A 20777-nucleotide genomic window follows, 5' to 3' on the forward strand; every position below is an offset into this window, starting at 1 on the left:
TTTACAGCACAAGTAAGTGAAATTATCCCACTGCCTTCTCAAGACCAACGACTTCAATTTGTTGTACTTCTGGCAACAAACGCTTTACGCCTTGCTTAACAAACCCCTGCAAAAAACCAATCTGTTGATTTTGCTGAAATACTTTTTGCAAAGTTTGCCGCAAGTTTTCCAAATTCAAACCAGTGCCAGAATCTATTGCTATTTCCTGCTGTTGGAAATATTCAATTAGACTTAACCCAGCAACTCTAGTCAGATAAGCTGCACTTACTCCTTGCACTACCCCACCAGCAACAAAGGTAATGGCATTACTTTTAAGAACAGTACTAATTGCCTTTGTAGAAAGTTCTACTAAACCTAGTTTCAGCATTAAACTTCCCATTGTTCCAGCTACAGTTTGCGCCTGTTCTAGGGAAAATTTCTGCTGATAGATATTACCCAAATCCATTACCATCTGAGCATTAATTGCCGCAGTCGCCAGAATATCAAGGGCTGGTACTGGGTTAGCAAAGGCAGCAGCCGCAGCTATCCATTGATATTGTTCAATAATTGGGGTGGCGCGATCGCGTCTGATTCCATTCAGCCAGTTTTTCGCTTCAGCTTTTAACAATCCGGCTTTCCTCATGGTAGTTACCCAAACTAGCCGTTGTCCCTGCTGTGCCAATTCACCCAACTGCTGAGTTAACTGCTGTATATCTGCTGTTGGTTGTTCCATCCACTCTTGCACAGCACCATCAGCTTCATGCTTTCGGACTTTGATAGCAACGGGAGAAGCGGCTGTTGCCACTACATTTCCCTGCATTCGCTGTTTCAATGACAGCAAGATGCTGGCGCTTTCATCGGCTAAATACTGGTCTTGTTTGTTGAAAACCAGGATTGTGGGCTGATTTGCTGCTTTTAGCTGCTGTAAGGTTTGAAATTCTGAGTCTGTCAAATCACCGTTTGTTAGGAACAGGACAAAATCTGATTTTGCAATTTCTGCTAAAACAGCTGCATCTGAATTGTCACCCGTTTCTCTAAATAAAGGTGCTGTTTCTTCCAAAGACACCCAGTTTTGTGTCTCTATTTGATTTAACACTTGAATTAAGGTGCTTTTACCTACGGATTTCCCGCCAGTCACAGCCACTTTAATTTTTTGTCTATCTAATTCAAAGAACAATTGGGCAACTTGTTCTCGCAGTGTCTCTAATGCTGGATGGTTTTCTGATTCTTGTGCCAGTTGGTTAATTACAGTTTCAGTTTTAGCGATCGCACTTTCTACAGTCGCCCGATCTACGAGCATACCATTTAGCTGCTCTAAACTGTCTTTCGGGCGATTTTGCTGGAATAACCACAAACCACCACCTACAGCTAAGGCACTCAACAAACCAAACTCACCCACCTGCACTATGGAATCGTGCCAACTTTGTAACATCCACAGAGAAAAGGAAAGTCCCAATCCTCCTACCAAAATTGGTCGCTGCAACTTCACAACCATGATTCTCCGCGCCTTTTAGATGGCTATTTCTTCCAGAATAGATTAAAATCCTGCTTCTGGGAATTTAACAGGCGCTCGAACACAACTTTCTTTACCTAGAGATTTTGCTAAAATTAACTCCCAAGCATTCCGATATTGTGCTGAACGTGGTTTGCGCTGTCTTTTTTCAGCTTCAACTAGGTGTACTTCGCTCCCATAATCTATGAACACATCTACGGGAAAGACATAGAAGAGGTCAAGTTTTTCTATATATACTAGGGCAAAATCAAAGTCTGATAGCTGATATGCTTCTCGAACCATCAGCCGTCGATTAGTTTTAGTGCGCCGATTATCTACAACATAATTCCCGGAAGGCTCATCTAACCAAGCATATTTGACTTGGATTTTAATTAGAGTTCCCTCTACAATCAAATGCTAGATCATAAGGTAGGCGATCGCCAAAAGGTTTTAAAACTTCCCAACCACGCTTTAAGGCATGAAGAACAGCAGCTTGTTCTGCTATGTCTCCTCTAAGCTTTGTGTCCATCTGCAAAATAAAGATAATTAAATAAAACAAAACCCCTGAATCTTTTCAAATTCAAGGGTTTTGTTTTAATTTGGTGGCGGGAAGTGGATTTGAACCACTGACCTTCGGGTTATGCTTACCAACTACAACTTTCGTTGCCCAATTATACTGGTTTGTGGTCTGGACTGTCCCTTCACCCTCGTCATTATCGTTAGGGTGTCTGCCTTCCAGTCTCTACACCTTCTCCATTTCTGGAGCTTGGTTCGGGATTACCGCGCTATTGGCTTCCCCGAGTTTGACAGATAAACGCACATAAGTTTCTTTATATGCCGCCCATAGCAAATTTAACTAATAAGCGTGTAGTTAACTTTGCCATTTGAGCCCGACGAGCTACCAGGCTGCTCTATCCCGCGTTGCTCTCAACTTTATTTATAGTAACTTATAGTCAAGAGTTTGGCAACTACAAAAACGATAATTCTCCAATTACTTCTAAACGGGTGTATTTTCCCAAGGTGGCAAACTTTTCTGAGAGGCTTTCGGCGGCGCTAGGACTAATCCAACCCATTTGCTTAAGTAAGTGAATAGCAACGGCATGTTTGGCTCGTTTTGTCCCATCCATGACTTTGATTGCTAACCCCAAGCCTTCACCGAGTCTACCAATGCACTGAACTCCTTCAGCACCACTTTTACTCACTAGTTCCCCTGGAGTTAAGCGCATCAGTTCGGTATCAAATTCTCCATCTCCTGCTACCATTGCGGGGTGATGAGTCATAGCCCGGACAATGCGCTCCATATCCAGATTATTACTAGAAGCTAGCAGCGCATATAAAGATGCCATGTGACCCAGTTGCATCACATAAGTAGGTGCGCCACAGTCATCATGAGCGTTGATAAATTCTGCTGCTGGCATTCGCAGCAATTCTGCTACTTTGCCCAAAATCAATTGCTGTATTGGGTGCTTGCGATCCAAGTAGTTATTTAAAGGCCAACGGCGTTGCTGACAAACGGCTAACATTCCCGCATGTTTTCCAGAGCAATTGTATTCTAGAGGACTGTGTTTACCTTCGGGAATTGGACACTGGAGTATGGTTGGGTCAAGATCGGCCCGCCACAAGATGTTAAATACTTGTCGGACTTGATCTATAGTTCCTTTATGGGAACTTGTGATAATTGCTAAGTCGCGATCGCTAAGGTCATAGCGTTCCAGTGTACCTGTGGTGGTGACAGCGAGTGCCTGAAATGGTTTGAGGGCTGAACGAATAAATGCAGCAGTTTCAGAATTGCCGGCAACGGTTAAAACCCGTCCGCGTTCGTCGCATACAACGGCTTGGACTATATGCCTGGATTCAATAATACCTTCCCGCAGCAACCGGACTTCCAGCGCTGTGGCTTGAGTTCGTTTTCCCATTGTCATGGGTTTATATTTATTACCTTTTTTAATTAATTAGTCATTGGTCATTGGTCATTAGTCCTTAGCTAATGACTAATGACCAATGACTCTTTAAAACAAATGCCAAACTATCGTACCAGTAACGTACATTCCCGCCAAGGTAGCAAAGGTAAATTGTAACCGCCGCAGGATCGGTTTGATTTCGTATGCAACAATCAAGCGATCGCGGTTAAGGATTTCCTGTGGTTTCGTCCAAGTTTGGCCGTCGTACCAGCCGGACTCTTCATAAAATACTGTGGGACTGCAAAGGCGATCGCACACGTAGAACCAGCCTAAGTACAACCTTACCAGTGCCAGGACTACCCCAACACTGGCTGTTGCTGCACCACAAAGGATAAAATGTGCAATATACTTGTGAGGGGGAAAACTTGCTGCGGCCACAGGTGCTGCGATTAGCCAAGATAAACCCCAAATCCAAGCAATTTTCGTGATATACTCTCGCAAATCTAAAGTGCTATCACGAAATAGCCAGGAAGTTTTTAACTCTTCGTACTCATTAAGCGGTTGTTGGTCTGTGGGAACTGGGCAATTTGAAACCGAAGACCTAATCATGTTGGCTTACCTTCACCCTCATCAGATTCTGGAAGGGAAATACGTTCTGCATGAATCCAGAACGCTTCTAAATTATAAAACTCCCGTTCTTTGGGCATCATGATGTGAACGATCACATCACCGTAGTCCTGTAGTACCCAACTCCCCTCAACTTTTCCTTCTGTCCTTATGGGACGACGTTGCAACTCAGTTTCGACTTTTCCTTCAATTGCTTGAGCGATCGCTCTTACTTGTACTTTAGAATAGCCAGTCATCATCACAAAGTAATCGGCTAGGTAAGATACCTCTGCTACTTTGAGCAATAAAATCTCACCCGCTTTGCGGTCTGATGCAGCTTCTGCGATCGTTGCAGCTAATTTTCCGCTCTCCTCTTCAGTATGGGCGTGGCTTTTTACCACACTTTTCGTCAGTGGAACAGATTGTAATGGGAAATTTCCTTGGAAATAGTCAGTCATTAAACCTCAGGTGCTTTTTTCCTTTGAAACAATTGTTTACATTTACTTACAAACAACAAACAATTGATCTGACAAATGTGTCAATAGGTTTTTTTGAATACTAACAAAAAAACAGGTGTTTATGGGGGCTAGTTTGATAATTGATGTCTACTAATAAACTACAATACAACACAGCAGATTCATGCCTGGTCTACCAAAAGTGTGATTGATACCAGTGTATCATTGAGTACTAAGGGACACTAAAGCACTTTGACTGTATAGTTAAAAATTGGTGTTCCCACATGTTCCCACATATTTAATTAATAATGAAGCGAAGCTGTGGAAAGCTGCGGGATTTTGGGTTCAAAACCCATTTGAAAACTCCTTGTCTTTTGCTCAATATGCTTGGATTAAGCCTTTTTTCTCTCCCTCTGTTTTCTTTGCTTGCCTCAAAGAGATATTTACTTAACCCAAGCGTATTGCTCTATTACTGTAAATTTTAAGTATAATTAAACACCCTCAGAATCAATTGCACTTTAGATAGTGAGGGTAGAATTGCAACTTTCAAAGTCGGTCACATCCTTATGGGCTTTCTGCTCTAGAGACTGTAACTGTTGTAGTAGACTGAATAGCTGTACGATCTACCGTTAATGAGTAACACAAAGACTCATACTGATTTAAAGCTTGCTCAAAAGCATAGTTCTCAATCGCGTATTGGCGACTTTTATAACCCAGAGTTTTGACCTTTTCGGGGTTTTGGTACAAGTCTAAAATTGCCATTGCTAAAGCTTGGGGATCTTCTGGAGGAACGATAACTCCGCCGCCACTTTGCCTGATCGCTCTTGCTGCTGTACCATTGTCAGGCACAGAGGCAATTAAAGCTGCTCCACTAGCAAGTAGCACTTGAATTTTTGACGGCATATTAAACGATACAATATTTTTCTTTTGCACCACTAAGCCAACATCGGCAGCTGCCAACATTTGTGGTAAAGATTTGCGGGGTTGAAATGGTAAAAGCAGAACATTATCTGCGCCGCAGTCTAGACATTCTTGTTGTAATCGCTGTAAACCTTTTGCCTCTCCAACAATAACAAAAACAATATCTGGGATATGGCGCAACACAGAAGCAGCTTTGACAACGCTTTCTAAACCTTGGGTTAGGGCAATGTTCCCAGAATAAAGTACTACAAATTTGTCATTTAGATTATGCGCTGCACGGAAAGGGTTATTTTCTTTAGGCAAGGGACGGATAAAATTTACATCAACCCAGTTGGGAATTTGCACAATTTTGTCAGCTTTTACGCCCTTAGCTCGCAAATTGTCCACAAACCCATCGGCGATAACGCTAATTTTACTCGCAGTGTGGTAAGCAAATTTTTCCAATACTGTAAATAACTTTATAAGCAATTTATTTTTCAGTAGACCGACGTGGACGGCTGCTTCTGGTAATATATCTTGTAGATTTAAGATCACAGGACAAGCACGTAACCATCCTAAAAGAGCAACTGGTACACAGCTTGGCAAAGATGGTGATGTTGAAAGAATTACGTCTGGCCGCCAACCGAAGAGGGCAGGTACAAAGCTAGTGACAACGAAACTAGCATCTAGTAGCACCCGATCTAATAGATTGGGTTGTGGACGAATCCAAACGTAACTGCGTTGAATTTGAACACCATTTTTATATTCGTTGAGGTACCATTTGCCCCGATATTCCTGATAAATTTGACGCTCAGGATAGTTGGGCATAGCGGTGACTACGCGAACCTCATGCCCACGTTTGACTAGTCCCTCTGCTAACTCAGTCATCAGTGGGGCAATCCCAATTGGTTCTGGATAGTAGTTGTAAGAGTAAATTAAAATCCGCATAAAAGTTAGTCCGAAGTACCCCGGTTTTTTGTTTAATGACAAATCTTTGTCTTAAACATCATTTGGAGCTTGGAAACTCCTATATTTAATTGTGACTTCAGACCCTTTTTCTGTCAGGGATTTTCTTTAAAGATTGAGTAAAATTTGATATTAAATACTTAGAGTAAGTATGAATTTCTTTCACTATTTAAGCATTCTTAAAATTGTTCGTTGTTGATTGGTACGTAGGTATAAACCCTAATTTTTAGGTTCGATATTAATTAAGGCTGTTTCACGATATTAGTTATTGAATGAGCGATCGTCCTTGTATTTTCTCCTTTTTCGCTGGTTCAGGTTTGCTAGATTTAGGTTTTGAAGCTAGTGGTTTTAATATTGTTTACGTTAATGAAATTTTTTCACCCTTCATGGCAGCATACTGTTATTCACGGCAGATTCTCAATCTCCCGTTACCGGAATACGGATATCATCACGGAGAAACAGGAGATATAAGCCAGCTTCACGAAGGTTTACAAACACAACACCTAAGTGAGTTGGTACAAGATTGCCGCAAATCTAATAATATTGTGGGCTTCATTGGCGGGCCTCCTTGTCCTGATTTTTCTATTGGTGGGAAAAATAGAGGAAGTTTAGGAGATAATGGCAAGCTTTCTGCTTCTTATGTTGAATTAATTTGCCGAAATCTTCCAGATTTCTTTTTATTTGAGAACGTTAAGGGGTTGTGGAGAACAACAAAGCATCGTTTATTCTTTGAATCGCTTAAACAACAATTACTAGAAGCAGGCTATATCTTAACAGAGCGCTTAATTAATGCTATCGAATATGGTGTACCCCAGGATAGAGAAAGAATTATTCTGATTGGTTTCCAAAATAATTTTATGAAGGATATAGGAATAAAACTTGGTAGTGAAAAATTACTCACCGAAAATACTTTTCCTTGGAGAAACCATATTTTATATCCTCAAGAAAATGTTTTTGCTTACCCTTGGCTTAAGTGCGATCCATTCCAAGAAAATTCCATCATGCCTTGTCCTGAAGGTATCCCTCAAGAATTAGCAGTTGAATACTGGTTTAAAAAAAATAATGTGCTGAAGCATCCTAATGCTGAAAACTGTTTTAAACCAAGGGCAGGTATTACAAAATTTGCTGCTATTGATGAAGGAGATGATTCTAAAAAGTCTTTCAAACGTCTTCACCGATGGCGTTACTCTCCGACAGCTTGCTATGGAAATAATGAAGTACATTTGCATCCCTATAAAATCCGGCGAATATCTGTAGCAGAAGCTTTAGCTATCCAATCTTTGCCTGAAAATTTTGTACTTCCAGATAATATGTCGCTCACGAATATGTTTAAAACTATTGGTAATGGCGTACCATATTTGGCATCAAAAGCGTTAGCTAAAACTATTATTAACTTCTTAAAAATTAGTGTAGAAAATGCTGTTAATATTTCTAACCTGACTCTGTCTAATGTCAACTTAAACACTTACACTAATTCCGCAACATCTACAAAGCTGACATCCAAAATAAGTTAGCAGCTTGTTTTCAGGATAAACTCGTAATAAATATGGTTTAATATATATATAAGAAATGTTTTAATTTTTTATAAAGTTTAATAATCATTCACTGGCAGAAGACACGATGGCAGCAGACTATCCAGATATTGATATTGCGCCATTTATCGATCACGCCCTGTTAACGCCAACGGCTACTCCAGAACAGGTTAAGCAGTGGTGTGAAGAAGCATACAGATTCAATTTTGCGGCGGTTTGCTTATACCCCGCTTATGTTAAACAAGCAGTCGAACTCCTCCACGGCAAAAACCCAAAAGTCTGTACGGTGATTGGCTTTCCCTCTGGTGCGACGACTTCAGCCGTGAAACTTTATGAGGCTCAAGAAGCGGTCGAAAATGGAGCCACAGAGTTGGATGTGGTAATGAACTTAGGCTGGTTGAAAGCTGGTAAAACAGAAGAAGTCCACCGGGAAATAGCCGAAATTTGTGAAGAGACTGGGCAAACTGTCAAGGTAATTTTGGAAACCAATCTGTTGACAGATGCGGAGAAAAAAATAGCTGCTGAAATAGCTATGGAGGCGGGGGCAGCTTTCTTAAAAACTAGTACAGGTTGGAATGGCGGTGCAACAGTGGCAGATGTGCGATTTTTGCAGGAATTAGCAAAAGAAAGGGTAGGAATTAAGGCTGCGGGTGGTATCCGCACAATCAATCAAGCTCTAGACTTAATCGTAGCGGGTGCTACTAGATTAGGTACATCTCGCGGTATCGATTTGATCCGCCAGCGCGATAACCTGGGAAAGGGTGAATAGTCATTTGTCCTTTGTCCTTTGTTATTTGTCATTTTTCCTCAGCTAATGACCCATGACCTATGGCTAATGACTAAATAATGACTAATGAGTAGAACCTACAAAGCAACCGGAATTAATCTTAAAACCCAGGTTTTGGGAGAATCAGATAAAATAGTGACGATTTTGACACCAGAATTTGGTCTGATTCGAGCAGTGGCTCCAGGGGCACGTAAGCACAACTCCAGCTTGGGGGGCAGGAGTGGTATGTTCGTTGTGAATGAACTATTGATCGCTAAGGGGCGATCGCTTGATAAAATTACTCAAGCACAGACGTTAAAAACTTATCCTGGTTTAGCTAAAGATTTGGGAAAATTGGCTGCCAGCCAATATTTAGCAGAAATAGTCCTCTCTCAAGCTTTGAGTGAACAACCCCAAGAAGAACTTTATGAGTTGTTCAATGAACATCTCCATCGGTTAGAAGCATTGTCTAGTGCAAATACTTCTGGTGTTTTGGCTCATTTGGCTCATGGGGTATTTCACCTTTTAGCATTAGCAGGAGTAACGCCACAAGTTCAAGTCTGCTGCTTATCTGGGCGTTCCCTCAAGCCAGACTTTACACACCCCAACTGGCAGGTAGGATTTAGCGTCCCAACGGGTGGAACGATTTGCTTAGAAACTTGGAAACGTTTACGAACAGAGGGAGAGAGGGAAATAAGGAAAGACCAATACCCCATTCCCAATGCCCCATCCCCCATACCCCATGCCCAAACCCTTGTTGTGCATCGCCAAGAAATACCTGTGATTTCTAGTCGTCTGGGCGCTATGGAACTGGCTTTGCTTCAACATCTGTCACAACCAGAGATAATGCAAATTGATGGTGCTAGAGATCGTAACTGGTTATTTGTTGAGCAGATTTTGCGCCAATATGCTCAGTATCAATTAGGTCGCCCTATTCGTTCTGCTACTTTGATCGATTCTTATTTTGCTGCCAACCAACCATGATGCAACCATCTGATTTGGATAAAAAAATCCTGCCTTTGTCACCAAGCCTCGTTAAAAAACATAATAGAATATCAGATCCTACAGTCAGGAATCACTTGAGTGCCGTTTCAAAGTGTACACCTAGTCAAATCGATAGCCAAGAAATGTCCCCAAAAGACGTTTCTAAAAACGATCAAAGTAGGACAGCCCAGATCCCAAAAACTGATGTTCCAAGTCCATTAGAAACACAATCTGAGGATAAATTAACTACTGCTGAGGTAGATAGCAACGGTAATGGCAATGGGCACTTGCCAGTAGCCACTATTCCAGAAAAAGAATCATCCAAATTAGATGGATCTGGTTCAGGTGGTGAAGCTGGTTCAGCAGATGTAACACAGCAAGGGTTTTTGCCTGTATTAAAAAACCCGAATTTCCTGGCTCTTTGGGGCGGTCAAGTTTTCTCTCAACTAGCTGATAAAGTTTATTTGGTGCTGATGATTGCTTTGATTAATACTCAGTTTCAGGCTAGTAATCAGAGTATTAGTGGTTGGGTATCAGTTTTGATGATGGCTTTTACCATCCCAGCCGTATTGTTTGGTTCCGTTGCTGGTGTGTTTGTCGATCGCTGGTCGAAAAAGGCTGTGCTGGTGGCAACGAATATTTGGCGCGGCATTCTGGTTTTGTCAATTCCCTTCCTGCTGTGGTTGACTCATGGCTGGAAACCTATAGGAGTCATGCCAGTAGGTTTTTTGATTATTCTGGGCGTGACTTTTTTAGTTTCCACGCTGACGCAGTTTTTTGCACCCGCGGAACAGGCGGTAATTCCCTTAATAGTAGAAGAACAGCATTTACTCTCAGCTAATTCTCTTTATACGACAACGATGATGGCATCGGTGATTGTTGGGTTTGCTGTGGGAGAACCATTGTTAGCGATCGCAGATGGACTTTGGTCACAAATTGGTGGTAGTGGTAGTTTGGGCAAAGAACTTTTAGTAGGTGGTAGTTATGCGATCGCTGGAGTAATTTTATTCATCTTGGCAACTAAAGAAAAACACCACCACCCCGATACAGAATTTCCTCACGTATTTTCTGATTTGCGAGATGGTTTTGCCTACCTCAAAGCAAATCATCGCGTCCGTAACGCTTTGCTTCAACTAATTATCTTGTTTTCTGTCTTTGCAGCATTAACTGTTTTAGCAGTTCGGATGGCAGAAATCATTCCCAATATGAAAGCCTCGCAATTCGGCTTTTTACTAGCAGCTGGTGGTGTTGGCATTGCTGCTGGAGCAACAATTCTCGGTCAATTTGGTCAACGTTTTTCTTATACCCAGTTAAGTTTATACGGTTGTATGGGTATGGCAGCATCCCTGATTGGTTTATCAATATTTACAACCCAACTATGGCTAGCCTTGTTACTGGTGGCACTATTAGGTATCTTTGGGGCACTAATAGGAATTCCCATGCAAACCGCAATCCAAACAGAAACGCCTCCAGAAATGCGTGGTAAAGTCTTTGGTTTACAAAACAATGTAATTAATATTGCCCTTTCCTTACCTTTGGCACTAGCAGGTGTTGCAGAAACTTTCGTAGGATTACAGGCAGTTTTTTTGGGATTAGCTGCGATCGTCTTTTCAGGAGGTATCTTAACCTGGTATAACTCCCATAAGTAGTTATCACCTAACAGGAGTTATTATTCATTACTTTTGAGTAATTATTAATTTCCTTAAAGGTTTTGTGTTCATGCTAAACTGTGGTCAGTGAAAATTTATCACATACTTGTGGGATATGAATCTGACATTAGTCAGAATAAGTTGTTTAAGTATCAGAAATTAACAACTTATAAGTAAAATAAATAAAGCCATCAATCCACGGTTTAATGAGCTTAATAAGGCTTTTTAAACTGGAATATGGTGGAAATTTTTAATAAATAAAAAACCAGCAAGTATAGCTAGATAAAAGAAAAATCACAAAAGGCACACAAGTAATAGATTAAACCCGCTTTTCTTACAGCTAAATAAAGAATGCGTATAGCCTGGATTGGAAAAAAATCACCCTTTTGCGGCAATGTCACCTACAGTCGAGAAGTTACAAATGCCTTGCATCATAAGGGACATCAAGTTAGCTTTCTTCACTTCGCCCAGGAAGAGTCTGAACCTGACAATTGGCCAAATCTTCGAGAGGTTTCCTTACCTTTCATTTACAAGTCTCAGGTTTACACAATTCCCACTTTTAAAGCAACCAAAGTTTTAACCGATTCGCTGCGGGAAATCAAACCAGATGTAGTCCATGCTTCCTTAACCTTATCTCCTCTAGACTTTTTTCTACCAGAAATCTGTGAGGAACTGAGATTACCCTTAGTTGCAACTTTTCACACACCGTTTGCTGGCAAGGGGGCAAAGCTAGTATCGGGAACACAACTTTTGGCTTATCAGCTTTACGCACCTTTTTTAGTTAACTACGATCGCGTCATTGTCTTTTCCCAAATTCAGCGAGAATTATTGGCAGGGATGGGTGTGAGAAAAGAAAATATAGCCGTAATTCCCAATGGTGTTGATACGGCTAAGTATTCTCCAGGGTTTTCTCAAGTCAAAACAGAATTTAAAGCCGAACGCTTGTTTGTCTATCAGGGCCGAATAGCACCAGAGAAAAATGTCGAAGCCCTCCTCCGGGCTTGGAAGCAGTCTGCAATGGGGCCTGATACTAAGTTGCTAATTGTTGGCGACGGCCCTTTAAAGTCTTCCTTAGAGCCTTTTTATGATTCAGAATACGGCATTATCTGGTTGGGATTTATCGCTGATGAAGACCGACGCATTGAGATTTTGCGGGGCGCAGATGTATTTATTTTACCTTCATTGGTAGAGGGTTTATCCCTATCTCTGTTAGAAGGAATGTCCTGTGGATTAGCTTGTTTAGCCACAGATGTGGGTGCAGATGGAGAAGTATTGGAAAAGGGCGCAGGTATAGTTATTAATACTAAAACAGCGCGATCGCAATTAAAAACCCTTTTACCTGTGTTGCAAGACCATCCAGAGTTAACAACCTTACTAGGGCATAAAGCCAGACAGCGTGTATTAGACCGCTATACCCTCAGTAAAAATATTACTCTGCTGGAAGAACTTTATAAAGAAGTTTTAGCACAACGACCTCTACCGTTAAGTCGTAGAGCATAAGGAAAGAGAAGAAGTGCGATCGCACTGTAAATTTTAAGATAGCAATAAGTGCGATCGGCTAACAATGTTAGGCAGCATTGGCTAGCATTCTAGTCATGCAATAATTTGGGACTTGTGGATACAGATGCCTGACTAAGAGTTCTCTTACCAGTTTTACTAGACTATTGGTATATACACTCTGCCACGTAAAATTGAGGAAAGGTTTGGAATTGTACAGTCGATTCAGGGGCAACAGCGAGAGACTTGGATTACTGACAGACGGTAGGGTAAAACTTTTGCTTGGTTATTCTGGGAGTCGCTGGATATCTTCTGACTTAACTTATGAATGCTGTGTATCTTTTTTTTATGGGCAATTATCGGCAAAAATTAATAAATTAGTTAACATGAAATAATAAATAAGAGTAAATTAAAGCTATAAACTCGAAAAATGGCTGCAATCATCGACATAAAAACATTATATGAATCCAATTACCTGCAATGGTTAGAGGAGACTATTAAATGTCTCAAAAACCGACAATTAGCAGACATTGATTATGAAAATTTAATAGAAGAATTGGAAGATTTGGCTAAAAATGAAAAAAGACGAGTAAGAAGTTTGTTGGAACAGATAATTAGACATTTATTACTTTATCAATATTGGGATTTAGAAAAGCCAAGAAATGCTAATCATTGGGCAGCAGAAATTATTAGTTTTCGTAATCAAATAAATGAAGATTTAAGTGCGAATTTACGCAAACATTTAGAGGATAATTTCAGCATAATTTATAGCAATGCCTTGGACTATGTTAAGGCTAAAACAAAGCTAACTACTTTACCTGAATTATGCCCTTATACATTAGAGCAAATTTTAGATAAAAATTGGTTGCCTTAATATTAAATTTTGATTCTTTGCACCTGAGAAAGCAGGAAAGACTTCGCTACGGAAACTCTGCTAAAGACCATCCTAAACTGGTTGGCTGTTCATAAACCCGCTTCAAAGTATTCACATCCCTAATAGAAATAAGCGATGGGTTACGAACTTGGGAAAAGTATAAAGCATCAGTTTGTAGCGGACTATGACCCCAAATTCCTAGCGCATGACCAAATTCGTGGCGGGTAGCTGCAATGAGATAATTACCTGTTTGACTAGGACTTAGTAAGATGGTGAAGCGGTGGGATAAAACTTTATTCTTGGTGTATAACTCGTAAGTAGTTTGTGCTGATCGCGCACGGGGTATATTACTATCTGGAGAAATTTGTAGAGGTGGAACTTTTCGTGCGATCGTAATATCAGCAATTTCTGGCTGTTCGACTATTATCAAAGGTAAATAAGTATTCCATTCTTGCACACCCTGCAAGACACTGTTAACCCATAGTTGAGCTTGTTTTTCGCTGATGGCTTTTGGTGGTTCTACGTAAACTCGAATAGGAAATTTTGACCAGACTAAATAACCAACTTGGGTTGTTATTACTTGGGAAAAGTAGTCACCACTGTTAGTACTATCTTGCCACTGTGAGAGTGTGGGCGGTAAGGGATGGGGTTTTGATGGAGATAATGGAGGGAGAGAAATTACTGAGTTTGAATATATATATTTTGGTATTATTATAAACCCATCACTTGACTGAAGATTGCTAAAAACGATTAACAGCCCTGTGCCAAGAAAAAGAGCCAGGACTGTAATTAACCTCTGTGAAATTAAATTTATTAGGGTATTAAGTATTGGGTGTTGGGTTTTTTTCCCCATCGACCTATCCTTATTTAGGCAGCCAACCAGCACTTAAAACTACTGTCAAACCGAGAAAAATTACTGTCAATGCCCAAGTAATTCGGTTTAAGGTGTTTTCTGCACTTTTGGTACTGCTAAATAGTTGGGCTTGTCCACCAATGGCTCCAATACCATCACCTTTGGGGCTATGCAGTAAAACCAAGATAATCAAACCAGTGGCGGAAAACGCCCAAATACCTTGCACGATATTAGTAACTGTCATGGTAGGAATCTCATTTATAAAAAGTTTCAAAAAACAGAATTCAGTAGTTAGGAGTTTCAAAAAACAGAATTCAGTAGTTAGGAGTTTTTAGTAAACTCCTAACTCAGGATTCAAAAGTCTTTTACAGCCCTACTTGCACGGGGGTGCGAGTGCGTTGTAACTCATAATCTGCTGTTTTCAGTAGCGATCGCCCAGTCATTTCTGGTGGCTGAGGCAGCTGTAAAATCTCTAGAATTGTGGGGGCAATGTCGGATAGCTTACCATCGTTTCGCAGTTCGACATTTGTACCATATCCAGGGATTTTGACTTTCTCGCCTTCTACCAATATAAAGGGGACTGGGTTAGTGGTGTGGGCTGTCCAGGGATTACCCCCATCATCTAGCATATACTCAGCGTTGCCGTGATCGGCAGTAATAATTGTTGTACCACCGGCTTTGATAACGCTCTCCAACAAACGTCCCAAACAGCGATCGACTGTTTCAATGGCTGTAATGGTAGCGTCGATTTGACCAGTATGCCCTACCATATCTGGGTTGGCATAGTTAATTACAACTAGAGAATACGTACCCTTTTGAATCGCAGCGATCGCCACATCTGTAACTGCTGCTGCTGACATTGCTGGGGCGCGATCGTAAGTAGCTACCATTGGGCTGCTTACAAGTTCCCGATCTTCTCCAGCAAAAGGTTCCTCTAGACCACCATTAAAGAAATAGGTGACGTGGGCGTATTTCTCTGTTTCGGCAGTGCGGAATTGATTCAAACCATGATTGGCTATCACTTCTCCCAGAATGTTACTGAGATTCTGAGGCTCAAAGGCTACAGCCACGGGTAAGTCTGAATCATACTGTGTAAACGTGACAAAAGACAGTGGTGTGATTTGCTGTCTTTCAAAACCAGTAAATGTGGGACTGACCAAAGCTTGAGTCAGTTGTCTGGAGCGATCGGGGCGGAAGTTGAAAAATATCACCCCATCGCCTGGTTCTATTGCGCCTGGGGCAATTCGGATTGGGTTGATAAATTCATCTTTTACCCCTTCGGCGTAAGATGCTTGCAAGACTTCCACAGCCGTGCGATTATCACCCGTACCATCTTGGGTCATCACGTCGTAGGCACGTTTGACTCGATCCCACCGATGATCGCGATCCATCGCGTAGTAGCGACCGCTAAGGGTGACTATGCGCCCAATTCCGGCGCGGTCTATATAATTTTGTAGCAATGTGATTGCTTTTAAACCGTCAGTTGGGGCGGTGTCACGACCATCGGTGATAGCGTGAATACAAACTTCTGGAATTCGCTGGTCTTTGGCTAAGTCAAGTAGTCCGAATAGATGGGTGATATGCGAATGTACCCCTCCCTCAGAACATAGCCCGACTAGATGCAGCTTGCTATTCCGAGAACGAACTTCCTGGCAAATTTTGACGAGTGCTGGGTTTAAGGCAATAGAACCGTCTTCGACCGCATCGGAGATGCGTACCAGTTCTTGCGGTACAACTCGCCCAGCACCAATGTTCAAATGACCTACTTCCGAGTTGCCCATTTGACCTTCTGGCAACCCTACGGCTTTTCCTGATGTGCGGATGAGGGTATGCGGGTAAGCTGTCCATAAACTGTCCACAATGGGAGTTTTAGCAGCAACAATAGCGTTTCCTCGCTTTTCCTCGCAGTAGCCCCATCCATCTAAAATGACTAGCACCACAGGAGCAACAGGTGCTTTGGTCATAGTAAAATTGCCCTTTACTTTTTGTAATACCCGAATGATACCACTGCTAATCCACGCTGCAAGTGAATTTTTGCTTATTAATTTATTTTATTAAAGACTTCCAGTTTTTTGAAATCTTTTTTAATTTTTACCAATTATTCTATAATTTTGTCGATCGCTAATAAGGACTAATTACTTAGTAGTAGTCCTAAAAGGCTACTACTAAGGTATTATCTAATCTCCTATTTCCTTTTGCTGGAAGCTTTGGCAGCTTTTTTGGCAGCTTTTTCAGCAGCGATCGCAGCTAACTTTGCTTGTTCTTTTTCTTCAGCAATTTTTTGGAGATAGTAATGATAATCTCCTAAGTAAACGCGGAATTCACCGTCCCGAATTTCAACGATTTTGTTAGCTACTTGAGAAATAAAGTAGCGATCGTGGGAAACGACAATTGCCGTACCATCATAATTTTTAAGCGCTTCTTCCAGCATTTCTTTCGCTGGAATATCTAGGTGGTTTGTCGGCTCATCTAAAATTAGTAAGTTTGCGGGACGTAAGAGCATTTTTGCCAATGCCAAACGAGCTTTTTCTCCTCCACTTAATGCCCCAACTGCCTTAAATACTGTGTCTCCAGTAAATAAGAAGCGTCCCAAAAGCGTGCGGACTTCTTGATTATCCCAGTCGGGAACTTCATCATGGATAGTTTCCATGACAGTTTTTTTCAAGTCCAAAGCTTCAGCTTGATTTTGTTCGAAGTAACCGGGAATAACGTTATGATCCCCTAATTTAACAATACCTTCTGTGGGTTGTTCCATACCCATAATTACGCGCAGAAGGGTAGATTTGCCAGCACCATTGGGGCCAAGGAAAGCAATGCGATCGCCTCTTTCAATTAGGAGATTTGCTGCCAAAAACAGAATTTTATCACCATAAAGATGAGTTAAATCTTTAATATCCACTACCTCACGTCCACTGCGGGGTGCAGGGGGAAAACGGAAGTGTAGAGTTCTTACCCCAGCGATAGGTGCTTCAATGCGCTCAATTTTTTCGAGTTGCTTTTCCCGGCTTTTTGCCTGGGTACTGCGAGTAGCACTGGCGCGGAATCTATCAACAAAGGTTTGCTGTTTCTCTAATTCTTTCTGTTGGCGTTCGTAAGCACTCAGTTGTGCTGATTGACTTTCGGCTTTTTGTTCCAAATATGCTGAGTAGTTACCAAGGTAGGTACTGGAAACGCCACGTTCAGTTTCCACTATTTGGGTGCAGAGGCGGTCAAGAAACTCCCGGTCATGGGAGACTATTACCATCGGCGTAATTAGCCCTCTGAGGTAATTTTCCAACCACTCAATGGTTTCTAAATCTAGGTGGTTAGTCGGTTCATCCAGCAGCAACAAGTCGGGTTTTTGCAGCAGGATTTTACCTAAACTCATCCGCATTTGCCAACCACCACTGAAGGCACTGACGAGGCGATCGCCATCTTCTAACCCAAACCCCATCTCTGGTAAAATTTTCCCGATGCGTGCATCTAAGTTGTAGCCGTCTAAGGCTTCAAATTTGCGCTGCAACCGATCCAACTTGTCGATCAGTCGATCCAGTTCCTCTGGAGTAGCCGTTTCCATCTCTCGTGGTATGTGCGCCAGAGATAACTGTACTTCGTTGGCTTCTTTGAAGACAGTCCAAAATTCTTCTCTAACGGTGCGGGTGGGGTCTACTTCAAACTCTTGGTTGAGGTAGGCTATATGTAAGCTATTAGGACGGATGATTTCGCCTGCGGTGGGTTCAATTTCCCCAGAGATGATTTTGAGTTGGGTAGATTTTCCAGCACCGTTGACACCGACTAAGCCAATGCGATCGCCTGGTTTAACTTCCCAGTTGATATCTTTGAGAACTTCGCCTGTGGGATAAATTTTACTTATATGTTCTAGTCGCAGCATTAAGTTTCTCTCAGGTAGGGAGTGGGTGGTTGAGGACGAAGTACTAACACCGCCTCTAATATTAACAAAAATTAACTATAAATTCGTCGCGATCAAGTTCGGAAGCCGCAAACCAAATTTGGCTTGAGCCACGGATAAAATTTACCACATCTATCTTAAGGCTGAGTTTGCGTTAATTGTCTGACTTCTTCGACATTCAAATCTAACGCCTGTGCTACTTGTTCTACAGTCAACCCTGCTGCCAACATTGCTGGTACTGCTTTAAGTTTCCCTTGTTCAATGCCCTGTTCAATGCCTTGTTCAACACCTTCCTGAAAAGCTTCCTGATAAAATCTGGTTTGCTTTAACTCGCTTAAGCTAAACATTTGCTCGATCTCCTCCCTACTCATTGTGGGAAATTTGTAAGCCAAAATAGTTTCTATAAATTGTAATAATTGCTGCTGTTTTGGTGGTGAGTTTATCTCGGACTTGGTTCTGTCTATCAACTCCCTTGCTTGTGCGATCGCTATATCGTCGGTTGCAATTACTAATTTAGCAGTTGCAATGCCAATTGGAAGCGATGCATTTTCACCTAATTCATCCAAATAAATGCGTCTGACGCGCCCACTTGTGAAAAACTCACGGTAATGTTTGATATCTCCTGTATCTACATTCCTATTTGGGTATAAAACCACAGCACCCCAGTCAACCCCTTCGTGGAATTAAAAATTAAAAACTAAAAATTAAAAATTCATAATTTCAAAGAAGATATCAGGGAATTCTTGAAACAGGCGATAAAAGATGATGTCTGTTTTCACAACTTTATATCAATTGAAAATTTTGATTTGCTCTTCATGTGTTGCTTGGTTCTTGCGAACCATCTCGCACTTTCAGCAATTGCTCTTTCGGCATCCCTAATATACGTGAAAGGGGCGCTAACAAACTATCATCAAATGCTTGTCCAGCATAAATATTATTCAGTTCGGTGGGAGATAATTTAAAGGTGTCGCAGAATTTTGTAAACTCCTGGTTACTCAAATCAAGCTCTTTTTGTCTATCTTGAAGTAAAACTGCGATCGCTCTAGTTCCATGCTTCGGACGTTCACTAGTTTTTACATATTTTTCCATTAAATAATTGACTTTTCTGGTATCGCCACCGATTTTTTTAATTAAATCAGTACAAGCCATTTTTAGAGCTTTCTTTAAAACTTCTTCTTCATTTAAAGTTTTAATAATTTCATTGGCATATTCTGGTTTAAAAAATCCCACCAAATTCCCTTGATGATAAACTGGTATATAAGGATTATTCGTTTCAAGTTGCCAATCTAAAGGCTCATTGCGTAGCGACATAGCTGCACCCCTAAATATTTTAAGATTGCACCATTTTAAAACCATTTATTTCTTAACTGCCAGTAAAATACGCTAGCTTTGGCGATTAGAAATCGCAGCTATACAAACAAAACCCACCTCCGTGGGTTTCAACTTGCTGGAGTCCATGTAGACGAACTTAGTTTGTGGAGCCATTACGCATTTCTACCAGAACCTTTAACTCAGCCAAAATTAGCGATCGCCTTGTTCATCACCAAGTGGCTAAAGTCTTGCCAGAGAAGGGGTTGGTAGTGTTATGAGGCTGTTGTTAGATATTCAAGCATAATGGGCATACTGTAAATATCAAGTAAGTAAGCATGGAAACAGGGTAAACAGTATGTTGACGATAACGTGGCAAGAAGAGATTGCATTATTGAAACAAGATTTGAGTAAGGAAATAAATAAAATTTCAGGTCATTCGGAAATTAATATACCTAATCATATTTGCATTAATAACCTGAAATCCAAGTTAGAGCGATTAGATGAAATAGAAAAAATTCTTAGTATAGAAAAATATAAAATTGCTTTTATAGGTACTGTTGGGCAAGGAAAAACTACGGCTATTTGTCATCTTTTTAACTTGATAAGCGACTTTCATGTTTCCAAAAATACCAAAGAGTTACTATCAACGGGATCAGGTAAAACTACTATATGTGAAGTAATTATAAAATCTGCGGAACAAACTTATATAGAAATAGAGCCTTATACAGTTGATGAGATGGAAAATCTTATTTTTGAATTCTGCGAATATATTGCAGATAAAAATAATACTCAAACAGATCAAAAAACAATTATTTCTACAGAAGTTGAAAGGGCTATTAGAAATATTATAAAAATGAATTTTTACAATAAAAAACTTGATGGTGTTAGAAATAAAACGAGAAGAATTGACACAGCTAAGGAAAAGCTTGATTTATTCGGATTTGTTGAATTTAAAAAACTTGCTTTGAATAATGCAAATCTACAATCTAGGATTACGAATAAGATTGAATTTGATCATCAAAAAAATGAGCAAGAATGGATAAAGAACGGGAGCATCCACTTTTGGCAGAAACACTCAAATAGCAAGTAAACCATTCAGATAAGCACAACGAACAGAAAGGAT

General features: G+C 40.8%; 19 protein-coding genes and 1 pseudogene. 7 read left to right on the top strand and 13 right to left on the bottom strand.

Features of this window, described 5'->3' with window-relative positions; translation table 11 throughout:
• Window positions 1-22 precede the first annotated feature (22 nt).
• The 7 genes from RMZ41_RS30210 to RMZ41_RS30240 form a co-directional block, all read right to left on the bottom strand.
• Window positions 23-1474: a YcjF family protein gene (locus tag RMZ41_RS30210; protein WP_322645208.1), complete on the bottom strand. Its 1452-nt coding sequence runs from the start codon at window positions 1472-1474 to the stop codon at window positions 23-25.
• 42 nt (window positions 1475-1516) lie between these two features.
• The gene (locus RMZ41_RS30215) at window positions 1517-1885 is read right to left on the bottom strand and encodes a group I intron-associated PD-(D/E)XK endonuclease (RefSeq protein ID WP_322645209.1); all 369 of its coding nucleotides are present in this window, start codon (window positions 1883-1885) and stop codon (window positions 1517-1519) included.
• Window positions 1860-2000: a group I intron-associated PD-(D/E)XK endonuclease gene (locus RMZ41_RS30220; RefSeq protein WP_322645210.1), complete on the bottom strand. Its 141-nt coding sequence runs from the start codon at window positions 1998-2000 to the stop codon at window positions 1860-1862. The genes RMZ41_RS30215 and RMZ41_RS30220 overlap by 26 nt, the downstream gene beginning before the upstream one ends.
• Before the next feature lie 439 nt (window positions 2001-2439).
• Window positions 2440-3393, bottom strand: coding sequence for an asparaginase (locus tag RMZ41_RS30225; RefSeq protein ID WP_322645211.1), 954 nt, complete (start codon window positions 3391-3393; stop codon window positions 2440-2442).
• Window positions 3394-3480: 87 nt separating this feature from the next.
• Window positions 3481-3981 (bottom strand): CGLD27 family protein, encoded by a 501-nt coding sequence (locus tag RMZ41_RS30230; protein WP_322645212.1) that lies wholly within the window; start codon window positions 3979-3981, stop codon window positions 3481-3483.
• Window positions 3978-4436: a ribosome silencing factor gene (gene rsfS, locus RMZ41_RS30235; RefSeq protein WP_174708083.1), complete on the bottom strand. Its 459-nt coding sequence runs from the start codon at window positions 4434-4436 to the stop codon at window positions 3978-3980. The genes RMZ41_RS30230 and rsfS overlap by 4 nt, the downstream gene beginning before the upstream one ends.
• Window positions 4437-4997: 561 nt before the next feature.
• The gene (locus tag RMZ41_RS30240) at window positions 4998-6281 is read right to left on the bottom strand and encodes a glycosyltransferase family 4 protein (RefSeq protein WP_322645213.1); all 1284 of its coding nucleotides are present in this window, start codon (window positions 6279-6281) and stop codon (window positions 4998-5000) included.
• Between the two features lie 290 nt (window positions 6282-6571).
• Between RMZ41_RS30240 and RMZ41_RS30245 the strand changes: the two genes are divergently transcribed.
• The 6 genes from RMZ41_RS30245 to RMZ41_RS30270 all read left to right on the top strand — a co-directional run bounded on the left by RMZ41_RS30245 (window position 6572) and on the right by RMZ41_RS30270 (window position 13601).
• Complete coding sequence (locus RMZ41_RS30245; RefSeq protein ID WP_322645214.1) at window positions 6572-7813, top strand: DNA cytosine methyltransferase; 1242 nt, start codon at window positions 6572-6574, stop codon at window positions 7811-7813.
• A 106-nt stretch (window positions 7814-7919) separates the two neighbouring features.
• Window positions 7920-8600 (top strand): deoxyribose-phosphate aldolase, encoded by a 681-nt coding sequence (gene deoC, locus RMZ41_RS30250; RefSeq protein ID WP_322645215.1) that lies wholly within the window; start codon window positions 7920-7922, stop codon window positions 8598-8600.
• Window positions 8601-8684: 84 nt separating this feature from the next.
• Window positions 8685-9581 (top strand): DNA repair protein RecO, encoded by an 897-nt coding sequence (gene recO, locus RMZ41_RS30255; RefSeq protein ID WP_409876231.1) that lies wholly within the window; start codon window positions 8685-8687, stop codon window positions 9579-9581.
• Window positions 9581-11230: an MFS transporter gene (locus RMZ41_RS30260; protein ID WP_322645223.1), complete on the top strand. Its 1650-nt coding sequence runs from the start codon at window positions 9581-9583 to the stop codon at window positions 11228-11230. Before recO ends, RMZ41_RS30260 begins: the two co-directional genes overlap by 1 nt.
• Window positions 11231-11581: 351 nt before the next feature.
• A complete protein-coding gene (locus tag RMZ41_RS30265; protein WP_322645216.1) occupies window positions 11582-12730 on the top strand; it encodes a glycosyltransferase family 4 protein in 1149 nt (382 codons plus the stop codon).
• Between the two features lie 427 nt (window positions 12731-13157).
• Window positions 13158-13601, top strand: coding sequence for a DUF29 domain-containing protein (locus tag RMZ41_RS30270; RefSeq protein WP_322645217.1), 444 nt, complete (start codon window positions 13158-13160; stop codon window positions 13599-13601).
• Between the two features lie 46 nt (window positions 13602-13647).
• Here RMZ41_RS30270 and RMZ41_RS30275 read toward each other — a convergent pair whose 3' ends face one another.
• The 6 genes and pseudogenes from RMZ41_RS30275 to RMZ41_RS30300 all read right to left on the bottom strand — a co-directional run bounded on the left by RMZ41_RS30275 (window position 13648) and on the right by RMZ41_RS30300 (window position 19654).
• A complete protein-coding gene (locus RMZ41_RS30275; protein WP_322645218.1) occupies window positions 13648-14454 on the bottom strand; it encodes a peptidase in 807 nt (268 codons plus the stop codon).
• A 10-nt stretch (window positions 14455-14464) separates the two neighbouring features.
• Window positions 14465-14698 carry a preprotein translocase subunit SecG gene (gene secG, locus RMZ41_RS30280; RefSeq protein WP_094328436.1) on the bottom strand — a complete coding sequence of 78 codons (234 nt, stop codon included), beginning with the start codon at window positions 14696-14698 and terminating at the stop codon, window positions 14465-14467.
• Window positions 14699-14819: 121 nt separating this feature from the next.
• Window positions 14820-16418 (bottom strand): 2,3-bisphosphoglycerate-independent phosphoglycerate mutase, encoded by a 1599-nt coding sequence (gpmI, locus tag RMZ41_RS30285; RefSeq protein WP_322645219.1) that lies wholly within the window; start codon window positions 16416-16418, stop codon window positions 14820-14822.
• A 221-nt stretch (window positions 16419-16639) separates the two neighbouring features.
• Complete coding sequence (locus RMZ41_RS30290) at window positions 16640-18325, bottom strand: ABC-F family ATP-binding cassette domain-containing protein (RefSeq protein WP_322645220.1); 1686 nt, start codon at window positions 18323-18325, stop codon at window positions 16640-16642.
• Between the two features lie 155 nt (window positions 18326-18480).
• A pseudogene (locus RMZ41_RS30295) lies at window positions 18481-19011 on the bottom strand (Rpn family recombination-promoting nuclease/putative transposase); the annotation flags it as partial.
• Between the two features lie 145 nt (window positions 19012-19156).
• Complete coding sequence (locus RMZ41_RS30300; protein WP_322645221.1) at window positions 19157-19654, bottom strand: hypothetical protein; 498 nt, start codon at window positions 19652-19654, stop codon at window positions 19157-19159.
• A 355-nt stretch (window positions 19655-20009) separates the two neighbouring features.
• On the opposite strand from RMZ41_RS30300, the gene RMZ41_RS30305 reads away from it, so the two are divergent.
• Window positions 20010-20744, top strand: coding sequence for a hypothetical protein (locus RMZ41_RS30305; RefSeq protein ID WP_322645222.1), 735 nt, complete (start codon window positions 20010-20012; stop codon window positions 20742-20744).
• Window positions 20745-20777: the final 33 nt, after the last annotated feature.

This window comes from Nostoc sp. DedVER02 (assembly GCF_034530675.2).
In the GTDB taxonomy this organism is placed as follows: Bacteria; Cyanobacteriota; Cyanobacteriia; order Cyanobacteriales; family Nostocaceae; genus Nostoc.

Coding starts and splice junctions, on each gene's coding strand:
- RMZ41_RS30210 (WP_322645208.1), bottom strand. CDS start 1,474: ATGGTTGTGAAGTTGCAGCGACCAATTTTGGTAGGAGGATTGGGACTT.
- RMZ41_RS30220 (WP_322645210.1), bottom strand. CDS start 2,000: ATGGACACAAAGCTTAGAGGAGACATAGCAGAACAAGCTGCTGTTCTT.
- RMZ41_RS30225 (WP_322645211.1), bottom strand. CDS start 3,393: ATGACAATGGGAAAACGAACTCAAGCCACAGCGCTGGAAGTCCGGTTG.
- RMZ41_RS30230 (WP_322645212.1), bottom strand. CDS start 3,981: ATGATTAGGTCTTCGGTTTCAAATTGCCCAGTTCCCACAGACCAACAA.
- rsfS (WP_174708083.1), bottom strand. CDS start 4,436: ATGACTGACTATTTCCAAGGAAATTTCCCATTACAATCTGTTCCACTG.
- RMZ41_RS30240 (WP_322645213.1), bottom strand. CDS start 6,281: ATGCGGATTTTAATTTACTCTTACAACTACTATCCAGAACCAATTGGG.
- RMZ41_RS30245 (WP_322645214.1), top strand. CDS start 6,572: ATGAGCGATCGTCCTTGTATTTTCTCCTTTTTCGCTGGTTCAGGTTTG.
- deoC (WP_322645215.1), top strand. CDS start 7,920: ATGGCAGCAGACTATCCAGATATTGATATTGCGCCATTTATCGATCAC.
- recO (WP_409876231.1), top strand. CDS start 8,685: ATGAGTAGAACCTACAAAGCAACCGGAATTAATCTTAAAACCCAGGTT.
- RMZ41_RS30260 (WP_322645223.1), top strand. CDS start 9,581: ATGCAACCATCTGATTTGGATAAAAAAATCCTGCCTTTGTCACCAAGC.
- RMZ41_RS30265 (WP_322645216.1), top strand. CDS start 11,582: ATGCGTATAGCCTGGATTGGAAAAAAATCACCCTTTTGCGGCAATGTC.
- RMZ41_RS30270 (WP_322645217.1), top strand. CDS start 13,158: ATGGCTGCAATCATCGACATAAAAACATTATATGAATCCAATTACCTG.
- RMZ41_RS30275 (WP_322645218.1), bottom strand. CDS start 14,454: ATGGGGAAAAAAACCCAACACCCAATACTTAATACCCTAATAAATTTA.
- secG (WP_094328436.1), bottom strand. CDS start 14,698: ATGACAGTTACTAATATCGTGCAAGGTATTTGGGCGTTTTCCGCCACT.
- gpmI (WP_322645219.1), bottom strand. CDS start 16,418: ATGACCAAAGCACCTGTTGCTCCTGTGGTGCTAGTCATTTTAGATGGA.
- RMZ41_RS30290 (WP_322645220.1), bottom strand. CDS start 18,325: ATGCTGCGACTAGAACATATAAGTAAAATTTATCCCACAGGCGAAGTT.
- RMZ41_RS30300 (WP_322645221.1), bottom strand. CDS start 19,654: ATGTCGCTACGCAATGAGCCTTTAGATTGGCAACTTGAAACGAATAAT.
- RMZ41_RS30305 (WP_322645222.1), top strand. CDS start 20,010: ATGTTGACGATAACGTGGCAAGAAGAGATTGCATTATTGAAACAAGAT.